Below are 17,287 nucleotides of genomic sequence, written 5' to 3'. Positions count from 1 at the left end.
TCAGACCGCCAGGAGCCGCTCTGCCGTCGCGGAATCCGTCACGAGGGAGTTGACAAGGCCCGAGGTCAGAACTGCGCGGATCGCGCGACTCTTGCTGGGGCCGCCGGCCACAGCGATCCGGGTGGGAACCGTACGCAGCTGGTTCTCGGAGATCGCGAGGCACCGGGATTCGAGATCGTGAATGACTTCGCCCGAATCTGTGACCAAGGTCGCTGCGAACTCGGCAACGACGCCACGCGCGATGAGTTTCTTTCGATCTGACTCCGATAGCGCGGGATTCTCCATCATGAGCGAGTTTCGCGGGACCCACGAACCGACGGCTCCTACAGCTACGCTGACCCGTTTGAACTGATCGAATGCTTGTCGTACGTCGGGCTGCCTTCGTGCCCCGTCCGCAGCCTGCGTATCGCTCATGACTAGCGACGCGTAAATGGGCCAAGGGCGGACCCCGTCGAATGCGCTGATTCGCCGGATGACCTCGAGTCCGCTCTGCTGCAACGGGCCGGCGATGCCCGCTAGTTGAACGACGTTACGGCACGGCAATCCGTGCATCGCGCGAGCCATCGCGTTCAGTGTGCGCCCGGACGTGAGACCGAGGACGTCATCATCGGTGAGAATCTCCGCGAGCAGCGCGGCGGCTGCTCTTCCGAGCCCTTCCTGCATCGCACTGTCCGAATCGACTGGCACAGAGGCGACTACCGCGTGCTCAAGGTCGAATCGTTCCTTGACCTTGACCGATAGTGCGAGATCGACGCCAGTTGTACTCGCGATCTCGAAGCGGACAATTCCGGCCTCGACGGCCTCGTCGAGTAGGCGTCCGATCTTGAATCGGCTCAGCCCGGTCTCCTCGGCGATTTCGACTCGTGTTTTCCCATGCAGGTAGTACTCGGTCGCGATCTGAGCGATCTGGACCTGACGTCCGGGTCCCGGTTGCTGCGTCATCCCATGCCTCCTTGCTCATCTGAGCATACGCGAGATGGATAAATCTGGAGTGCACATGTGAGCATTGAACTTGCACGAGTGAGCAGATGTTCTGATACTGATGCTGTCAGCCGGGATCCGGCGACGCAGCAAAGGAGCATGTCGTGCCTACTGCAGATGCCGATGTCGATGCCGATGTGGCGATGCTTGCCTGCGACGACATCCACAAATCGTTCGGTGGAGTTCCCGTTCTCAAAGGGGTACGCCTTCAATTGAAGGCCGGGACGGTCACGGCGCTCGCCGGTGAGAACGGCGCCGGCAAGTCGACGTTGATGAAGATCGCATCGGGCCAATACAAGCCCGACAACGGGATCGTGTCAGTTCGAGGAGCGGAGCTGTCAGCCGGCAACGCCCGCGCTGCCACCGAACTGGGTGTTGCGATCGTGCCGCAGGAGCTCGCATCCATCCCGGATCTCTCCGTTTACGAGAACTTGTTCATTGGGCGCGAGAAGCGCACCTGGCTGGGCACGCTCGACCGCCGGGGAATGATCCGCGAGGCACGCAAGCAACTGGGGCGATTCGGACTGGAACTCGATCCGACTACGCGGATGGGCACTCTCCCTGTGGGGATCCGCCAGATCATCGAGATCGTCAAGGCGACCGGCCGTGGCGCGCGGGTTCTGCTTCTGGATGAGCCGACAAGTGCCATCGCCGAACGAGAAGTATCCCGGCTCGCCGAGATCGTGCGCTCTCTGCGTGACCAAGGCGTGGCGGTGTTGTTCACGACGCACAAGATGGAAGAAATCCGGGCAATGGGCGACCGCGTCGTGGTGCTTCGCGACGGAACGCTGATCGCGGATGCCGCACTCGGTGAGATCTCGGATGACGAGATCGTCACCGCGATGATCGGGCGAGAACTCGACCAGCTCTTCCCGGAGCTGCCCGAGCCCGGCTCTGAACGTGTTCTCGAGGTCAAGGACCTCGTGATCGAGCATGGCGCGAAGCCTCTGAGCCTTCATGTGTGCAAGGGCGAGGTTCTAGGACTTGCTGGACTCGTCGGTGCCGGTCGTACCGAGCTCATCGAGTCGATCTACGGGATCCGCAAACCGGTCTCCGGCACCATCGCCATTTCAGGGCGGACGTTGCACAGGCAGACGCCCCAGGCAGCGATCGGCCGCAACGTCGCGATCGTGCCGGAGGACCGGAAGGGTGCTGGTGCCGTGTTGTCGCTGAGCGTGCTGGACAACGCGACTTTGCCTCGCATGGCCGCGTTCAGCCGCCTGGGCCTTCTGCGGGGACGGAGCCGACGCGACGCTATCGCCGAGGTCATGTCATCCATGCGGCTCAAGAGCAACGGTCTGAGCCAGCACATGGAGAACCTCTCCGGCGGCAATCAGCAGAAGGTCGTCTTCGGGCGTTGGCTGAGCGGCAAAGTCGACGTGCTCCTTCTGGATGAACCAACTCGCGGCGTAGACGTGGGCGCGCGCAGCGAGATTTATCGGATCATCACCGAGCTCTCCCGTTCCGGCGTCGCTGTGGTCATGGCGTCCAGCGACCTCCCCGAGATCCTGAGCCTCTCTCATCGCACCCTCGTGCTGCGCAACCGAACTGTCGTCGGCGAGCTCTCCGCAGCAGAACTCGCGACACCACAGGCATCCGACACCATCTTCCGGCTGGCGTCCGGCCAGTCGACCAACACTCTCACATCCGCGGATTCGAAGGAGATCGCGCCATGACCAACTCAGCGCCCATCGTGGTGGCCAAGGACACGAACCGTGTCTGGGCACCGGTCGTCGGCAACTTCCTGCTGCGGCACATCATGGTCGTGGTCATGCTGCTGATCGTGGCGTTCTTCGCCTACCGCAGCGCACGGTTCGCCACGCTCGACAACGTCGTGACGATCCTCATTGCGGCCGCACCGTTCGCTCTCATTGCGCTGGGCCAGACTCTCGTGATCCTCACGGGTGGCATCGACCTGTCGGTGGGCAGCATCATCGCGGTGAGTGCGATGGCTGCGGCATGGGCCGACCAGAATGTCAGCGGCAACCTGCTCGTGCCACTCGTCACGGCTGTACTCGTCGGGGTGATCGCAGGATGTATCAATGGACTGGTAGTGAGCCGTCTGAACGTTCCGTCGTTCATCGCGACACTCGGAATGCTGACGCTCGGATCGGGACTCGCTTACGCCATTGGCAACGGAGCACCGATCAACGGGCTGACAGCAAGCTACGGCGCTTACGCGAACACAGCCGTGTTCGGCATCACGATTCCCGTCATCCTCATGATCGTCGCGATCCTGGTGTTCGCGTTCGTCATGCATCGCACCACCTACGGCCTCCGCGTGTACGCGGTCGGCGGGAACCGGCTGGCTTCTGAGATCGCAGGACTCCGCACCCGAGGCACGCTGTTCAGCGTCTACGCCATCAGCGGCCTCCTGGCCGGAATCTCGGGTTTGATGCTCTCCTCCCGAGTGATCACCGGCGCACCGAATCTCGGGTCCGGCTACGAGCTGGACGCCATCGCGGCCGTCGTCATCGGCGGCGCGAGCCTGGCGGGCGGACGCGGCACCGTGTGGGGCACGACCATCGGCCTGCTGCTCATCCAGACCATCAACAACGGCCTGGACCTCCTGCTCGTTCCTGCCTACTGGCAGGACGTCATCAAAGGAGTGATCATTGTCGCCGCCGTCGGCGTCGATGTGTGGGCCGGCCGACACCGTCGCTGACCCAGCCTATCCGCACCAACCCCTCGAAGAAGAAGGACAACAATCCTCATGAAGAAGCGCACCATTCTCGCGGCCGGCGTCGTCGCCGCGTGCACGACGCTGGCACTCTCCGGCTGCGGCGCCGGCGACCCCACGGCGAAGTCGGGCGCCGTGACCGTCGGTGTCTCGGTGTACAACATGTCCTCGTTCATCACTCAGGGAAAGCAAGGCATGGAGGCATACGCCAAGGCCAACAACATCACCCTCGAGTGGAACTCTGCGAACAACGACGTCTCCACGCAGGCAAACCAGGTCAGCCAATTCGTGAACCAGCACGTGGACGCCATCATCATCGTTCCAGTACAGGCGGACTCTTTGCAGCCTCAGGTCGCAGCCGCGAAGTCCGCGCACATTCCGATCATCGCGGTGAACACTGCGCTGTCCGGCTCTAGCCTCGACGCCAATGTCCAACCCGACGACGTTGCCGCTGGGGAGCAAGAAGCGACGCAGATGATGCAGGCCATCGGTGGCAAGGGGAATTGCGTCGAGCTCGAGGGCCCGTTGGGCAGCTCGCCTGAGATCAATCGGGGCAAGGGCATCGACAATGTCCTCGCGAAGAATCCGGGAGTCAAGCTCCTCGCGAAGGACACGGCCAACTGGGATCGCGACCAGGCCGTCAACAAGATGAGCAACTGGATCTCCGCGTTCGGCTCGCAGATCAACTGCGTGATCTCGCAGAACGACGATATGGCCATCGGCGCGCTCCAGGCACTCAAGCAGGCGAATCTCAGCGGCGTCAAAGTCGTGGGCATAGACGGCATTCAAGACGGGCTCGACGCAGTCAAGTCCGGGCAGATGATCGGCACCTCGCTGCAGCACGGAACGGTGGAGCTCGCGACCGGCCTCGCGGTCGCGCAGCGCTTGGCCAAGAAGGAGAAGGTCAACACCAACCTCACCTACACGATGCCGGGGATCACCTCGAAGAACGTCGATGCGGCCATCAAGAACGTCGTCACCGACAACAACACCTTCCTCAAGCGCCTGCCAGCTCTCGTCGACAGCAACCTGAAGACCGGGAACATCGCGTACGAGGGCCTTCCTGGGCAGACCAAGTAGGAGAGCGTCTCATGACCGTCGTCTACAACGACCCTGCCGACTTCGCCGACGACCAGTTCGCCGGATTCCTCGACCTGTACTCGGACAGGCTACGAGGGGTGCCCGGTGGCGCGGTCTCCCACCGCCGCGCCGAGCCGATCGTCGCGGTCGTCGTAGGCGGCGGCTCGGGACACTATCCAGCTTTCTGCGGCCTGGTCGGTCCCGGCTTAGCGTCGGGTGCCGTTGTCGGCAACATCTTCACATCACCTTCCGCCGCGCAGGTCTACTCGGTTGCGAAGGCAGCGGACCAGGGTCGGGGCGTCATTCTCGCGTTCGGCAACTATGCAGGCGATGTGATGAACTTCGGCATCGCCGCCGATCGACTTCGTAGTGAGGGAATCGACACCCGGGTAGTCGTCGTCACCGACGACATCGCCTCCGCCGACGACCCCGTCATGCGTCGAGGCATAGCTGGAGACTTCACCGTGTTCAAGGCGTTGGGTGCCGCCGCCGCTGAGGGCCTCGACATTGACGAAGTCGAGGCCATTGGCCGCACGGCGAACGAAGCTACGCGAAGCTTCGGCGTGGCCTTCTCCGGCTGTTCCATGCCAGGAGCCGCCCAGCCCCTTTTCACCGTCCCGGACGGCAAGATGGGTGTCGGCCTCGGAATCCATGGTGAACCGGGCATCCATGATGCTCCCATTGCAACTGCGGCGGAGCTGGCGAAATCTCTCGTGGGGTCGATCCTGGCGGACCAGCATCGACCGGAGGGGAACCGGGTCGCCGTCATTGTCAATGGTTTGGGAACAACCAAATACGAAGAGCTCTTCCTGCTCTGGTCCGAAATCGCACCCCTGCTGCGCGCCGAGGGCTTGGACGTCATCGAGCCCGAGGTCGGCGAGCTGGTCACCAGCCTCGACATGGGCGGATGCTCGCTCACCTTGATGTGGTTGGACGACCAACTGGAGAGAGTCTGGCGCGCGGACGCTTACACACCCGCCTATCGCAAGCAGTCGAGAGCGCTGGCCAAGTTACGACCGGTCAACACCGTGATCGATGGGGAGGACGAAATCACGCCGCCGGCCGCATCGCCCGCCGCAGCCGACCTCGGCACCATGGTCTCGCAGGGGTTCGCCATCATCGCTCGCGCGATGCACTCCCACGAAGCAGAACTTGGCCGCATCGACGCCGTCGCGGGTGACGGAGACCATGGCCGAGGAATGGTCAAAGGTGCCGACGCGGCCGCCGCCGCCACCCGCGGTCGGGACGGGGCAGGACCGGGGTGGCTCCTGCGCAGAGCGGGGCGGGCCTGGGCTGCCTCGGCTGGTGGTACTTCTGGCGTGCTTTGGGGTGCGGGTCTCGAAGCTGCAGGGCGAGCGCTGCGCGATGATGCTACTCAATACGGCGCCGCCGATGCGGTAGACGCCGTCGCCTCATTCCAGACGGCGATCGTCGAGCTGGGTGGCGCCGCGCCCGGAGACAAGACGCTACTCGACGCGCTCGCACCCTTCAGCGAGGCATTGTCTGCCGCGATCGAGGACGGGCTAACTATCGACGCTGCATGGCGACACGCGGCCAGTGCTGCTGCATCCGCCGCCGCGGCCACGGCGGCGTTGACACCGAGGAAGGGCCGCGCACGACCTCTGGCAGAGAAGAGCATCGGCACTCCCGACGCCGGAGCCACTTCTTTCAGCCTGATCGTCGGGGCCTTCGACGAACTGCTGGTTCGCTGAGCATCACGAAAGGAAGACAACCATGACCGAACCGTCTTGGAGAATCGTCATCGGCAGCGATGACGCGGGCATCGATTTGAAGGAGGCCATCAAGGCCGATCTCGAAGCGGATCCGCGAGTGGAAGCGGTCATCGACGTCGGAGTAAACCGTCAGGAACACACACCCTACTCAAGCGTCGCAATCGAAGCGGCTGAACGCGTTGCCGACGGCGAAGCAGACCGAGCCCTTCTTGTCTGCGGCACCGGACTCGGAGTGGCGATCTCGGCGAACAAGGTGCCGGGCATCCGCGCCGTGACTGCTCATGACTCCTACTCCGTGGAGCGAGCGGTCAAGTCCAACGACGCGCAGGTGCTCTGCTTCGGACAACGAGTGATCGGGTCGGAACTGGCTCGCCGCCTCGCGAAGGAGTGGCTCGGTTACCGATTCGATCCCGAGACCCCATCGAACGCCAAAGTCCAGATCATCAAGGACTACGAGGTGAAATCGTGAACCAGAAGCACTCCGGGGACATCGCGGTGATCACTGGTGCGGCAAGTGGTATTGGGTACAGCGTGGCCCATCATTTCGCGACCAGGGGTGCGCGCGTCATCGGTGTGGACCTCAGCGATCGTGTCGTCGAGCTCATGCCCGCCCTTCCCGGGGACTCGCACCTCGGCATCGCAAGGGACCTCACCGATCCCGATGCCGCAGCGGAAATCATTTCGCAGACGGTCGGATCTGTTGGTACGCCGACGATCCTTGTGAATTCCGCTGGGGTAGCGCTCCTCGATTCGGCGATCGATGTGCCTCCGAACCGCTGGCGGACCACGATCGACGTCAACCTCAGCGCGACCTTCTACATGGCTCAGGCTGCAGGTAGAGCCATGCTTGCAGCCCGCTACGGGAGGATCATCAATCTCGCGTCGCAGGCGGCCGTGATAGGCCTTGACCAGCACGCCGCGTATGCCGCGAGCAAGGCAGCCATCATAGGCCTCACCCGTGTCCTGTCGAAGGAGTGGGCGCCGTCCGGTGTCACGGTCAACGCCGTGTCACCGACTGTTGTCGAAACTCCTCTCGGAAAGGCCGCATGGGCCGGAGAGAAGGGTGAGCGGGCAAAGGCCGAGATACCTGTAGGCCGCTTCGCACAGCCCGAGGAAATCGCATCGCTGATCGGGTATCTCGCTAGCGAGGATGCCGCCATGATCACCGGGACGAACGTCCTCGTTGATGGTGGACGAACAAGTGTCTGACACTGGGGACTGAGGACGCCGCAGTTTACTCATGCCCGTCAGCTGTCGAACACGTGCACCAGTTCGTCGATGAACGCGCCGAATGTTGTCGAGCGGCGGGTGATGGCCAGCACGGCGTCGCGGTCGCTGAAGACCTCGACGAACTGGTCGAACACGGCCTGGAAGCCGCTGCGCTCAAGCGCGTTGAACGCGATGAAGGCGATGACGTTCACCCGCGCCTCGCCCCAGTCCATCGCCTGATCGTTGACGACGATGGCGATCGCCGTCTCCGGTGCGGTCATCGCCATGGCGTGCGGGATCGCGAGGGTGTCGGTGAACGCAGTCGACGACATCCGTTCCCGCTCGACGGCGCCCTCGATGTAGGCGTCATCGACGAGTCCCTTGGCGCGCATCCGCTCGCCGAGCAGGCGGATCATGGCGAACTCGTCCGGTGCGTAGACGTTGCGGAAGAACAGTGACTCGTCGAAGTACTCCAGCAGCTCCCGCTTGATGCCGGCGCGCCTGCGGTGCCGGCGGATGCGTGCGACCGCGGCGCGCACGGCATCCGCGTCCGCATGAGTGAGGAACGGTCCGATCACGATGACGTCGTTCCTCGGCGTCGACGGCGGGATGGTCGTGAGCACGAGGTCGGTGCCGAGCGCATCCCAGTCCGTGTCGGCACCGGTGGCGACCGTCGTCACCAGGATGTCGTCGCCCAGCTCCCGCTCGATGCGCTCCCGTAGCAGCCGGTGGATGTCGTAGTAGCCGGGGCAGACGAGGGCGCAGGTGACGGCATCCGTGCGCCTGGACTGCTGCTCGAGGTGTGCACCGACGTGCATGGCGATGTACGCGATCTCGTCGTCGGTGACTTGGATGCCCGCACTCTGCTGCAGCTTCGACGCGACGTACACCGCGACCTCGTAGATGAGCGCGTAGGTGGTCTTGATCGACCGCGTGAGCGGGTTGCGCGAGTAGTTGCGCTCGCTCGCCCTGGCCAGCAGGTTCTGCACGTGCAACGCGAGTCGCATGGTGAACGGTCCGTCGCGCAGGTCGATCGCGTAGCGGTCGGATGCCTCGGCCAGGATCGTGCTCACCGTGTTCACCACGTCGGGTCGCAGGTAGCTCTCGACGGCCGCCTCGTTGCGGTCGTTGTCCGGCGCGAGCACGCGGGTGGCGAGCAGAATCGCGAGCTGGTCGTACTCCTCGTCGTCAAGGTCACCGTCGAAATACCGTGGGACGAGCCGCCCCAGCGTGGCCGCGGTGGCCGCTATCTCGGGGTCGATGACGGCGTCGCGCTGGGGCAGGTGCCCGCCGCGCGAGGACCGGTGGACGGCGATGGCGACGTGCAGGAGCACATCGTTGATGCCGTACTCGTTGACGAAGTAGCCACGGTGGTCGAGCTCGCGGGAGAGGTCGCGCTTGAAGTCGGAGAGGCCGGCCAGCCCGAACTCGCTCTCGATGCGGCCGAGGCTCACGATCACCTCGTCGGACTCCTGACGGATCAACCGGCTCAGCATGCGCCGCCGGTCGAGCTCGGAGCCCTCGAGCACCACCACGCTGCCGCGCCGGGAGAGCGAGAGCCCGCTGTCGTCGAGCACCCGGCGCACGCGCGAGAGGTCCGACTCCACGGTCGACTCGCTGACGAACGCGGCCTCCGCTTCGGAGTAGACATCCAGGCCGTCGACGTCGTCGAGGAGTCGCCGCAGCAGCCGGCGCACCCTCGCGGATGGCGTGTCGGGCGGGCGGTCCGTCGCGGTGAGCCGCGCGCGGTAGGCGGCGTAGGCATCCGTGTTGAGCCGGTACCCCTGCGCAGACGAACTGACCACATCGTGTGATTCGGGGGAGTCCTTCAGCTCGCCGACGTAGCTTCGGATGCTGCGCGGCGTGACGCCGACATGGTCGGCGAGTTCAGCGGCGGTCACCCAGCCGCCCACGCGGGCGAGGTAGTCGAGCAGCTTCGCCTGCCTGCTGCTGATCACGGCTCACCTCCACGCGCCATCGCACGGACTTCGGACGCGTCCGACGGCACGGTGCGCATCGACGAACGGACGAAGCGCAACGACCCGGACCTGACGCCGAGTCAAGCATGCTCGCGCGCACGCGCGGGCCACCCGGACGAGGATTTCCGGGGGTGCGGAAGCAAGACGCGACCTTCCGGGAGTGCGGAAGCAAGCATCCTGGCGGCGAGAAGACGAGCGGGTGACCATGGGGTCATGACGACAATGTCGGGCGACAGCGCGGCGGCACAGAGCACGGAGCCGCTGAGGGTGCTGGTCATTTGTGGTGCGGGGGCATCGAGCACCTTCGTCTCCCTGTGGATGCGCGCAGCTGCGGCCGCTCGCGGACATCGCGTCATCGTGACCGCATCGAGCACCTCGGCGCTCGCCGACGACGCGGTCGGAGCCGACGTCGTGCTGGTCGGACCTCACCTGGCCGACCAGTACGACGCCATCGCGACTGACCTCGCACGATCGCGGGTGGCGGCGGCGCTGCTGCCCGAATCCGTGATCCGCGGGAGATCGGGCGACGAAGCACTGGACATCGCGCTCGCCGCGGCGCCGGAGCGGTAGCCACGGCGCAGCAGTGGCGAGCACAGCACAGAACAGCAAGTGGATCGGGAGAGAGAAGAACATGGCGCAACGCACGGTGCAGGTCGGATCGCAGCACGGGCTGCACGCCCGGCCGGCGAAGCTCTTCGTGAAGGCCGTCGAGGCCAGCGGCATGCCCGTGCGCATCGCGAAGGGCACGGGCGACCCGGTGAGCGCGTCGAGCATCTTCGCCGTCATCGCGCTCGGCATCGACCACGGTGACACGGTGACGCTCAGCTGCGATCATCCCGAGTCGTCTGACGTGCTGGACTCGCTCTCCGAGGTTCTGGTCTTCGACCATGACAACGCCTGAACTCGCGACCAGGCCGGATGCCGGCACCGCGCCCGGGCAGGTGCTCCGGGGCGTGGGCATCGGCCAGGGCGTCGTCGTCGGCCGGGTGCTGCGCGCGGCGGATCCCATCGCAGAACCGCTGCCGCGACCGGCCGAGGTCCCCGCCGACGATGAGTTGCGCCGGGCGCGCGACGCCGTGGCCGTCGTCGCGGACTACCTCGACGACCGTGCGGAGCAGCTGGGCGGGGTCGCGGGCGACGTGCTCGAGGCGCAGGCCATGATCGTGCGCGACGAGACGCTGGATGCCGAGCTCGAGCGGCGCATCCGGGGCGGACTCGCCGCCGAACGCGCCGTCTTCGAGGCGTGCGGCGAGCTCCGCACCCGCCTGACCGAGCTCGGCGGGTACTTCGCCGACCGTGCGGGCGACCTCGACGACCTCGCCCAGCGACTCATCGCCGAACTGCTCGGCGTGCCGGTGCCCGGCCTACCCGACGCGGACGAGCCGTTCGTGCTCGTCGCTCGCGACCTCTCTCCGGCCGACACGGCCGAGCTGGACCTTGACCGCGTGCTCGCTCTCGTCACGAGCGACGGCGGGCCCACCTCGCACACCGCCATCCTCGCCAGGGGCAAGGGCATCGTCGCGGTGGTCGGCTGCGCCGGGGCGGCGGAGCTCGAGGACGGCGACACGGTGGTCGTCGACGCGGAGGCGGGCACGGTCATCCGGGAGCCCAACGGTGATGAGCGGGCAGCAGCGATCGAGCGAGCGGAGCGGCTTAAGGATGCCCGGGCTGCGGCGTCCGGTCCGGGTCGCCTCGCAGACGGCACGCCGGTTCCGTTGCTCGTGAACCTCGGTTCGAGCGACGCGGCCGCGCAGGCGGTCGCCGCAGGAGCCGAGGGCGTCGGACTGTTCCGCACCGAGTTCCTCTTCCTCGACCGTGCGCAGGCGCCGAGCGTGACCGAGCAGCGCGACGAGTACGCGCGGTTGTTGAGCGCGTTCGCGGCGCAGCCCTCCGAGGAGCCGTCTCCGAAGGTCGTCGTGCGCGTGCTGGACGCCGGAGCCGACAAGCCGCTCCCGTTCCTGAACGAGACGGCGGAGGAGAACCCGGCGCTCGGCGTGCGCGGCATCCGTGCGCTCCGGGCACGCGAGAACGTGCTGCACGACCAGCTCGCGGCGCTCGCCGCAGCACAGGCCGACACCGGCGCCGACCTCTGGGTGATGGCGCCGATGGTGGCGACGACCGAGGAGGCCGCCTATTTCACGCGGGCGGCCCGCCAGCACGGGCTGAAGACGACCGGTGTCATGGTCGAGGTTCCCTCCGCCGCCCTCATAGCCGACCGCATCCTCGCCGAGTGCGACTTCGTCTCGATCGGCACGAACGACCTGACGCAGTACACGCTCGCGGCCGACCGGATGCTCGGCGCGGTGTCCGCGTTGCAGAGCCCGTGGCATCCCGCGGTGCTCCGTCTGATCGGCGAGGCCGGTTCGGCCGGGCGCGCGGCGGGCAAGCCGGTCGGGGTGTGCGGTGAGGCCGCGGCCGACCCGTTGCTCGCCCCCGTGCTCGTCGGGCTCGGCGTGACCACTCTCTCGATGGCGCCGGCGGCGCTCGGCGATGTTCGGGCATCCCTTCGCCGGTTCACGCGCGAGCAGACCCAGCGGCTGGCAGAGCTCGCTCTCGCCGCCGACTCAGCAGACTCCGCCAGGAACGCGGTGCGCGACGCCGTTCACGCCATCGCACCCTGACGCCACAGACCCCCGCAGCACCTGAAGAATCGGAGTAATCCATCATGACGACGACGTCAGTCGCGAAACCGAGGGGCGCACGCGTACGCGTGCAGCGTTTCGGCACGTTCCTCTCCGGCATGGTGATGCCGAACATTCCGGCGTTCATCGCCTGGGGACTCATCACGGCCTTCTTCATCGCCACCGGCTGGACGCCGAGCGGCATCCTGGGCGGCTTCGGCAACGTGGCCGACATCGGCTGGAACGGCGCCGCGACGCAGCTCGCGCAGGACCCGAGTGGCCACACCTTCACTCAGTACGTCGGCCTGGTCAGCCCGATGATCACCTACCTGCTGCCGCTGCTCATCGCGAACACCGGAGGCCGCATGGTCTACGGCGTGCGCGGCGGCGTGGTGGGCACCATCGCGACCATGGGCGTGATCGTGGGCACGAACATCCCGATGTTCATCGGCGCCATGATCATGGGCCCGCTCGGCGCCTTCGTCATGAAGCACGTCGACCGCATCTGGGACGGCAAGATCAAGGCCGGGTTCGAGATGCTCGTGAACAACTTCTCGGCCGGCATCGTTGGCGGCGCGCTCGCGATCGCCGGGTTCTTCGGTATCGCCCCGCTCGTCGAATGGCTCAGCGATCTGCTGGGCGCTGCAGTGAACTGGTTGGTCGGCGCGCACCTGCTGCCACTGGTGAGCATCCTCATCGAGCCCGGCAAGGTGCTGTTCCTGAACAACGCGATCAACCACGGCGTACTCGACCCGCTGGGCATCCAGCAGGCGCACGACACCGGCAAGTCGATCCTGTTCCTGCTGGAGACGAACCCCGGACCGGGCCTCGGCATCCTGATCGCGTACTCGATCTTCGGACTGGGCATCGCGCGGGCAAGCGCACCCGGCGCCATCCTCATCGAGTTCGTCGGCGGCATCCACGAGATCTACTTCCCGTACGTGCTGATGAAGCCCATCCTCGTTCTCGCCGCGATCGGCGGCGGGATGACCGGGGTCGCGATCAATGTCGCCTTCAACACAGGGCTCGTCGCGCCGGCCTCACCGGGAAGCATCATCGCGATCCTCATCCAGACCGCGAGGGGCGATTGGATCGGCGTCACGCTCTCCGTGCTCGGCGCCGCCGCGGTCTCGTTCCTCATCTCCTCCGTCGTGTTGCGGGCGACGCGCAAGCGGGACCTCGCTGCGGGCAAGGAGGATGCCTTCACCTCCGCGGTCGCGCAGACCGAGGCCAACAAGGGCAAGAAGAGCTCGGTGCTCGGAACCCTCGTGAACGAGGCGGAGACCGACACCGGCGACGCCCAGGGCGACGGCACCAAGCGACTCGTGCGCAACATCGTGTTCGCGTGCGACGCCGGGATGGGGTCGAGCGCCATGGGGGCATCCGTGTTGCGCAGCAAGTTCAAGAAGGCCGGCATCACCGACGTGCGGGTGCGCAACGAGGCGATCGCGAACCTCGAGGGCGACGCAGACCTCGTGGTCACGCAGCGCGAGCTCACCGACCGCGCCAAGGAGAAGTCGCCCGGCTCGATCCACGTGTCGGTGGACAACTTCATGAACAGCCCCCGATACGACGAGGTCGTGCAGCTGGTGGCGGACAGCAGGGCCGGCGAAGCGGCGAAGCCCGACGAGGAGATGGAGCCGGCGAAGCGATGAGCGACATCCTGACCAGGGAAAGCGTCGTGGCATCCGGTGCCGCGACGACCAGGGACGAGGCCGTGCGCGAGGTTGGTCGCCTGCTTGTGGAGGCGGGTGCCGTGCACGAGGGATACCTCGACGCGATGCTCCAGCGGGAGCAGACCGTCTCGACGTACATGGGCAATCTGCTGGCGATTCCGCACGGCACGAACGACGCGAAGGGCGAGATCGTGCGCTCTGCGCTGGCGTTCGTGAGGTACGAGCATCCGATCGACTGGGGCGGCGACGACGTGCGGTTCGCGCTCGGCATCGCCGGGCTCGACAACGAGCATCTCGACATCCTCTCGCGCATCGCCGTGCTGTTCGCGGACGCCGACGACGTGCAGCGACTGCTGGACGCTCCGGATGCGGACGCGATCTTCGCGCTGCTTTCCGAGGTGAACGAGGACGCTGAGGATGCCGACGTGCGCGAGGTGACGACGTGACGACCGCCGTGCAGTTCGGCGCCGGCAACATCGGCCGAGGCTTCATCGGGCAGCTTCTGCACGACTCCGGCCACGAGGTGGTCTTCGTCGACGTCGCGGATGCGTTGATCGAGGCACTGGATGCCGCCCGCGAGTATCGCGTGGTCGCGGTCGGTGACAGCACGGTCACCGACACGGTGTTCGGGTTCCGTGCGCTGAACAGTGCACGCGACCCCGGCGCGGTGGCCGCGGCGATCGCCGACGCCGAGATCGTCACCACCGCGGTCGGCGTGCGCGTGCTGCCGCTCGTGGCGCCGGTCATCGCCGACGGAATCCTGGCGCGGTCCGCCGACCGCGAGCCGGTGGCGGTGATGGCGTGCGAGAACGCGGTCGGCGCGACGGATGCCCTCGCGGCGGCCATCGCCGCCGCCGTCACCGACGAGCAGTGGGCGGCGATCGGCGCCCGTGCCGTGTTCGCCAACACCGCCGTCGACCGGATCGTCCCTGCCCAGCGGGAGGGGAGTGGACTCGACGTGATCGTCGAGGACTTCTCCGAGTGGGTGGTGGAGGACGGCCCGTTCGGCGGTCGGCCGCCTCGGCTCGATGGCGCGAAGTTCGTGCACGAGCTCGCGCCGTACATCGAGCGCAAGCTCTTCACCGTGAACACCGGGCACGCCACCGCGGCGTACTGCGGTCACCTGGTCGGTGCGCGCACCATCTCGGAGGCGCTCGAGCACCCTGGAGTGTCAGCGGCGGTCGCCGCGGCACTCGAGGAGACGTCCGCGGCGCTCGTCGCCCGGCACGGCATCGACCCGGTCGAGCAGGCGGCGTACCGTCGGCGCATCCTCGACCGGTTCCGCAACGTGCACCTGGACGACGAGGTGGAGCGCGTCGCCCGCGATCCCCTTCGCAAGCTGGGCAGGCACGACCGGTTCATCGCTCCTGCGGCCGAGCTGGCCGAGCGCGGTACTGTGCCCCTTGCGCTCCTGCACGCGATAGGCGCCGCGCTGCGGTACCGCTCAGACGCGGACGAGCAGTCGCGGGCGCTCGGTGAACTGCTGCGACACGACGACCCCATCGAGGCGGTCGAGCAGATCACCGGGCTCGGGCACGAGCATCCACTGTTCGCGCCGCTGGCCGTGGTGGCCGACGCAGCAAAGCGCGACGAGTCGAGGATGCTCGCGGGCGCCTGAGCGCGCGGCCCTCGCTTCGCGCCACACGTGTCGGCATCCGCTACACGAATGTTGTGTCGCGGATGCCGGTTCGTGTGGCGGATGCCGATCTGTGTAGCGGATGCGGATCTGTGTAGCGGGTGCGGATCTGCGTCGAGGATGCGAGTTCGGCGCCGCGCGGCGGGTCTCGCGCCGCGTGCGGCGGGTCTGGTGCCGCCCCTGTGGTGCGTCTCTCTGTCCCCAAGTGACGTGTTTGCGCGGTCATCAACAGGGCTGGTCAGCGGGGGTTTCCGTGCCCGGGGAATGTCGGTGGCATGGCCTAGCTTCGAAGGTATGAACGACGTGGATCTGGCACCCGCAGTGCAGGGTGACGCTGCCTTGTGGGCGGAGTTGGCGGATGCGTCGTTGTTCGACGAGTCCGCGGAACTGCTGTTCCTGGACCGGCCGGCCCGCTCCGCGACGGACGAGCACGTGTCGTGGGCGCGGACGACGTCCGGTGCGGGGTTGATGCGGTCCGTCATTGACGACGCGGTCTCCTCCCAGACGATGGTGAACCTGGAAGCGGCACGGCAACTGTTCGCCATCGGTCGGGCGTTCGAATACGCCCGCACGGACCCCAGTATCTACGTCCCGGTCGGGGCGACCGAGAAGGACCCGCGAGCGGAGGAGGTGGACTTCGCGGTGCGGGCTGTGGCGTTTGATCTGGCGCAGTGGTTGCACCTGAGTGAGAACACGGTCCGGTCCATGGCCTGGCAGGCCGACGTGTTGAACACGTCGCTGCCCCGGCTGAAGGAGTTGTTCACCTCGGGTCGGATCAGCCCGCAGCACGTCCGTGCCGCCGTCGAGTCCTGTACTGGGCTCCCCGACGAGGCCGCGTATGCGATGTTTGACGAGCGGATGGCGGGGATCGTCGAGAAGCTGAACCCTGGCGTGTTCGCCCGTCGGTGCCGGCTGTTGCGGGAACGGTTGTGTGCCGACACTCTGCCGGAGCGGCACGAGGAGGCCCACACCAGACGACGGGTGGTGGTGGAGGCGGCCGCGGATGCGATGGCCTGGTTGAACCTCCACGCCTCGGTACTGGATATCGCGCAGATCGAGGTCGCGTTGACCGCGGAAGCGAGACGGTTGCGTGCCCTGCCGGGTGAGACCCGCACCCTGGATCAGGTGCGTGCCGACCTGGCCGTGCAGTGGCTGAAAGGCGACACCACGGGTGCCGGTACACACCGTCGTGGCCGTGCGGGTGTGCGGCCGTTCGTGTTGATCGACGACGCCGGCCGGTTCGCTGAGCTCCTCGGCTACGGGCCGATCCCGCCGAAGCAGGCGGCGGCCGCGTTACGCGACGCACCTTCGTTTCGGAAGGTGCTGGCGGATCCGATCCGTCCGGCGGTGTTGAACCTGGACACCACCCGGTACCGGCCGACCCCGGATCAGAAGACGTGGCTCACGTTGACGTACGGGCTCGACGAAGAAGCCGCCCCGTACGTTCCGGTCGGGATCGTCAGCGGCGCCGAGATCGATCACGTGATCGAGCGCCAGCACGGTGGACCGACGGACGTGGGCAACCTGGCCCCGTTCAAACCGAGACTGCACCGGATGAAGACCGTGACCCGGATCCGACTGGACCCGAAACCCGACGGCGGCATCCGCGTGAGAACACCCACCGGATACGACAGCGACCCACCACCCTTCTGAACGAAGGAGCCGTCCCATCGACGGAAGATCATCCGGCGG

General features: G+C 66.5%; 15 protein-coding genes. 13 read left to right on the top strand and 2 right to left on the bottom strand.

Features of this window, described 5'->3' with window-relative positions:
- Complete coding sequence (locus ACTHNC_RS01740; RefSeq protein ID WP_440292864.1) at positions 1-942, bottom strand: sugar-binding transcriptional regulator; 942 nt, start codon at positions 940-942, stop codon at positions 1-3.
- A gap of 143 nt (positions 943-1,085) precedes the next feature.
- On the opposite strand from ACTHNC_RS01740, the gene ACTHNC_RS01735 reads away from it, so the two are divergent.
- From ACTHNC_RS01735 to ACTHNC_RS01710, 6 genes are read left to right on the top strand one after another with little or no spacing between them, the layout of a single operon-like run.
- Positions 1,086-2,657 (top strand): sugar ABC transporter ATP-binding protein, encoded by a 1,572-nt coding sequence (locus ACTHNC_RS01735; protein ID WP_440292863.1) that lies wholly within the window; start codon positions 1,086-1,088, stop codon positions 2,655-2,657.
- On the top strand, positions 2,654-3,646 hold the full coding sequence (locus ACTHNC_RS01730) for an ABC transporter permease (protein ID WP_440292862.1): 993 nt from the start codon (positions 2,654-2,656) through the stop codon (positions 3,644-3,646). Before ACTHNC_RS01735 ends, ACTHNC_RS01730 begins: the two co-directional genes overlap by 4 nt.
- Before the next feature lie 48 nt (positions 3,647-3,694).
- On the top strand, positions 3,695-4,741 hold the full coding sequence (locus tag ACTHNC_RS01725) for a substrate-binding domain-containing protein (protein WP_440292861.1): 1,047 nt from the start codon (positions 3,695-3,697) through the stop codon (positions 4,739-4,741).
- Positions 4,742-4,752: 11 nt separating this feature from the next.
- A complete protein-coding gene (locus ACTHNC_RS01720) occupies positions 4,753-6,453 on the top strand; it encodes a dihydroxyacetone kinase family protein (RefSeq protein WP_440292860.1) in 1,701 nt (566 codons plus the stop codon).
- A 22-nt stretch (positions 6,454-6,475) separates the two neighbouring features.
- Positions 6,476-6,943: a ribose-5-phosphate isomerase gene (locus tag ACTHNC_RS01715; protein ID WP_440292859.1), complete on the top strand. Its 468-nt coding sequence runs from the start codon at positions 6,476-6,478 to the stop codon at positions 6,941-6,943.
- Positions 6,940-7,683, top strand: coding sequence for a GolD/DthD family dehydrogenase (locus ACTHNC_RS01710; protein ID WP_440292858.1), 744 nt, complete (start codon positions 6,940-6,942; stop codon positions 7,681-7,683). Before ACTHNC_RS01715 ends, ACTHNC_RS01710 begins: the two co-directional genes overlap by 4 nt.
- 38 nt (positions 7,684-7,721) lie before the next feature.
- On the opposite strand, the gene ACTHNC_RS01705 is transcribed toward ACTHNC_RS01710, so the two are convergent.
- The gene (locus ACTHNC_RS01705; protein ID WP_440292857.1) at positions 7,722-9,641 is read right to left on the bottom strand and encodes a BglG family transcription antiterminator; all 1,920 of its coding nucleotides are present in this window, start codon (positions 9,639-9,641) and stop codon (positions 7,722-7,724) included.
- A 234-nt stretch (positions 9,642-9,875) separates the two neighbouring features.
- Here ACTHNC_RS01705 and ACTHNC_RS01700 point away from each other — a divergent pair, with 234 nt between their 5' ends.
- From ACTHNC_RS01700 to ACTHNC_RS01670, 7 genes are all read left to right on the top strand, one after another.
- Positions 9,876-10,232, top strand: coding sequence for a PTS sugar transporter subunit IIB (locus ACTHNC_RS01700; RefSeq protein ID WP_440292856.1), 357 nt, complete (start codon positions 9,876-9,878; stop codon positions 10,230-10,232).
- Between the two features lie 61 nt (positions 10,233-10,293).
- Entirely contained in the window at positions 10,294-10,563 is a 270-nt protein-coding gene (locus tag ACTHNC_RS01695) for an HPr family phosphocarrier protein (RefSeq protein ID WP_440292855.1), read from the top strand.
- Positions 10,550-12,283, top strand: a complete 1,734-nt coding sequence (gene ptsP / locus ACTHNC_RS01690; protein ID WP_440292854.1) for a phosphoenolpyruvate--protein phosphotransferase — start codon at positions 10,550-10,552, stop codon at positions 12,281-12,283. Before ACTHNC_RS01695 ends, ptsP begins: the two co-directional genes overlap by 14 nt.
- 44 nt (positions 12,284-12,327) lie before the next feature.
- Positions 12,328-13,938, top strand: a complete 1,611-nt coding sequence (locus tag ACTHNC_RS01685; RefSeq protein ID WP_440292853.1) for a PTS mannitol transporter subunit IICB — start codon at positions 12,328-12,330, stop codon at positions 13,936-13,938.
- Entirely contained in the window at positions 13,935-14,405 is a 471-nt protein-coding gene (locus tag ACTHNC_RS01680) for a PTS sugar transporter subunit IIA (RefSeq protein WP_440292852.1), read from the top strand. The genes ACTHNC_RS01685 and ACTHNC_RS01680 overlap by 4 nt, the downstream gene beginning before the upstream one ends.
- Positions 14,402-15,577 (top strand): mannitol-1-phosphate 5-dehydrogenase, encoded by a 1,176-nt coding sequence (locus ACTHNC_RS01675; RefSeq protein ID WP_440292851.1) that lies wholly within the window; start codon positions 14,402-14,404, stop codon positions 15,575-15,577. Before ACTHNC_RS01680 ends, ACTHNC_RS01675 begins: the two co-directional genes overlap by 4 nt.
- Before the next feature lie 312 nt (positions 15,578-15,889).
- Entirely contained in the window at positions 15,890-17,248 is a 1,359-nt protein-coding gene (locus tag ACTHNC_RS01670; protein WP_440292850.1) for a DUF222 domain-containing protein, read from the top strand.
- The last annotated feature ends 39 nt before the right edge of the window (positions 17,249-17,287 follow it).

It is taken from the genome of Humibacter sp. (assembly GCF_051954055.1).
Classification (GTDB): Bacteria; Actinomycetota; Actinomycetes; order Actinomycetales; family Microbacteriaceae; genus Humibacter.
Note: the sequence above shows the minus strand (reverse complement) of the source record. Positions and strands in the feature narration are given on the sequence as shown.

Bases quoted from the DNA above. Each gene is read 5' to 3' on its own strand.
- ACTHNC_RS01670 (WP_440292850.1), top strand. From the start codon at position 15,890: ATGAACGACGTGGATCTGGCACCCGCAGTGCAGGGTGACGCTGCCTTG.
- ACTHNC_RS01685 (WP_440292853.1), top strand. From the start codon at position 12,328: ATGACGACGACGTCAGTCGCGAAACCGAGGGGCGCACGCGTACGCGTG.
- ACTHNC_RS01680 (WP_440292852.1), top strand. From the start codon at position 13,935: ATGAGCGACATCCTGACCAGGGAAAGCGTCGTGGCATCCGGTGCCGCG.
- ACTHNC_RS01715 (WP_440292859.1), top strand. From the start codon at position 6,476: ATGACCGAACCGTCTTGGAGAATCGTCATCGGCAGCGATGACGCGGGC.
- ACTHNC_RS01700 (WP_440292856.1), top strand. From the start codon at position 9,876: ATGACGACAATGTCGGGCGACAGCGCGGCGGCACAGAGCACGGAGCCG.
- ptsP (WP_440292854.1), top strand. From the start codon at position 10,550: ATGACAACGCCTGAACTCGCGACCAGGCCGGATGCCGGCACCGCGCCC.
- ACTHNC_RS01725 (WP_440292861.1), top strand. From the start codon at position 3,695: ATGAAGAAGCGCACCATTCTCGCGGCCGGCGTCGTCGCCGCGTGCACG.
- ACTHNC_RS01730 (WP_440292862.1), top strand. From the start codon at position 2,654: ATGACCAACTCAGCGCCCATCGTGGTGGCCAAGGACACGAACCGTGTC.
- ACTHNC_RS01740 (WP_440292864.1), bottom strand. From the start codon at position 942: ATGACGCAGCAACCGGGACCCGGACGTCAGGTCCAGATCGCTCAGATC.
- ACTHNC_RS01720 (WP_440292860.1), top strand. From the start codon at position 4,753: ATGACCGTCGTCTACAACGACCCTGCCGACTTCGCCGACGACCAGTTC.
- ACTHNC_RS01695 (WP_440292855.1), top strand. From the start codon at position 10,294: ATGGCGCAACGCACGGTGCAGGTCGGATCGCAGCACGGGCTGCACGCC.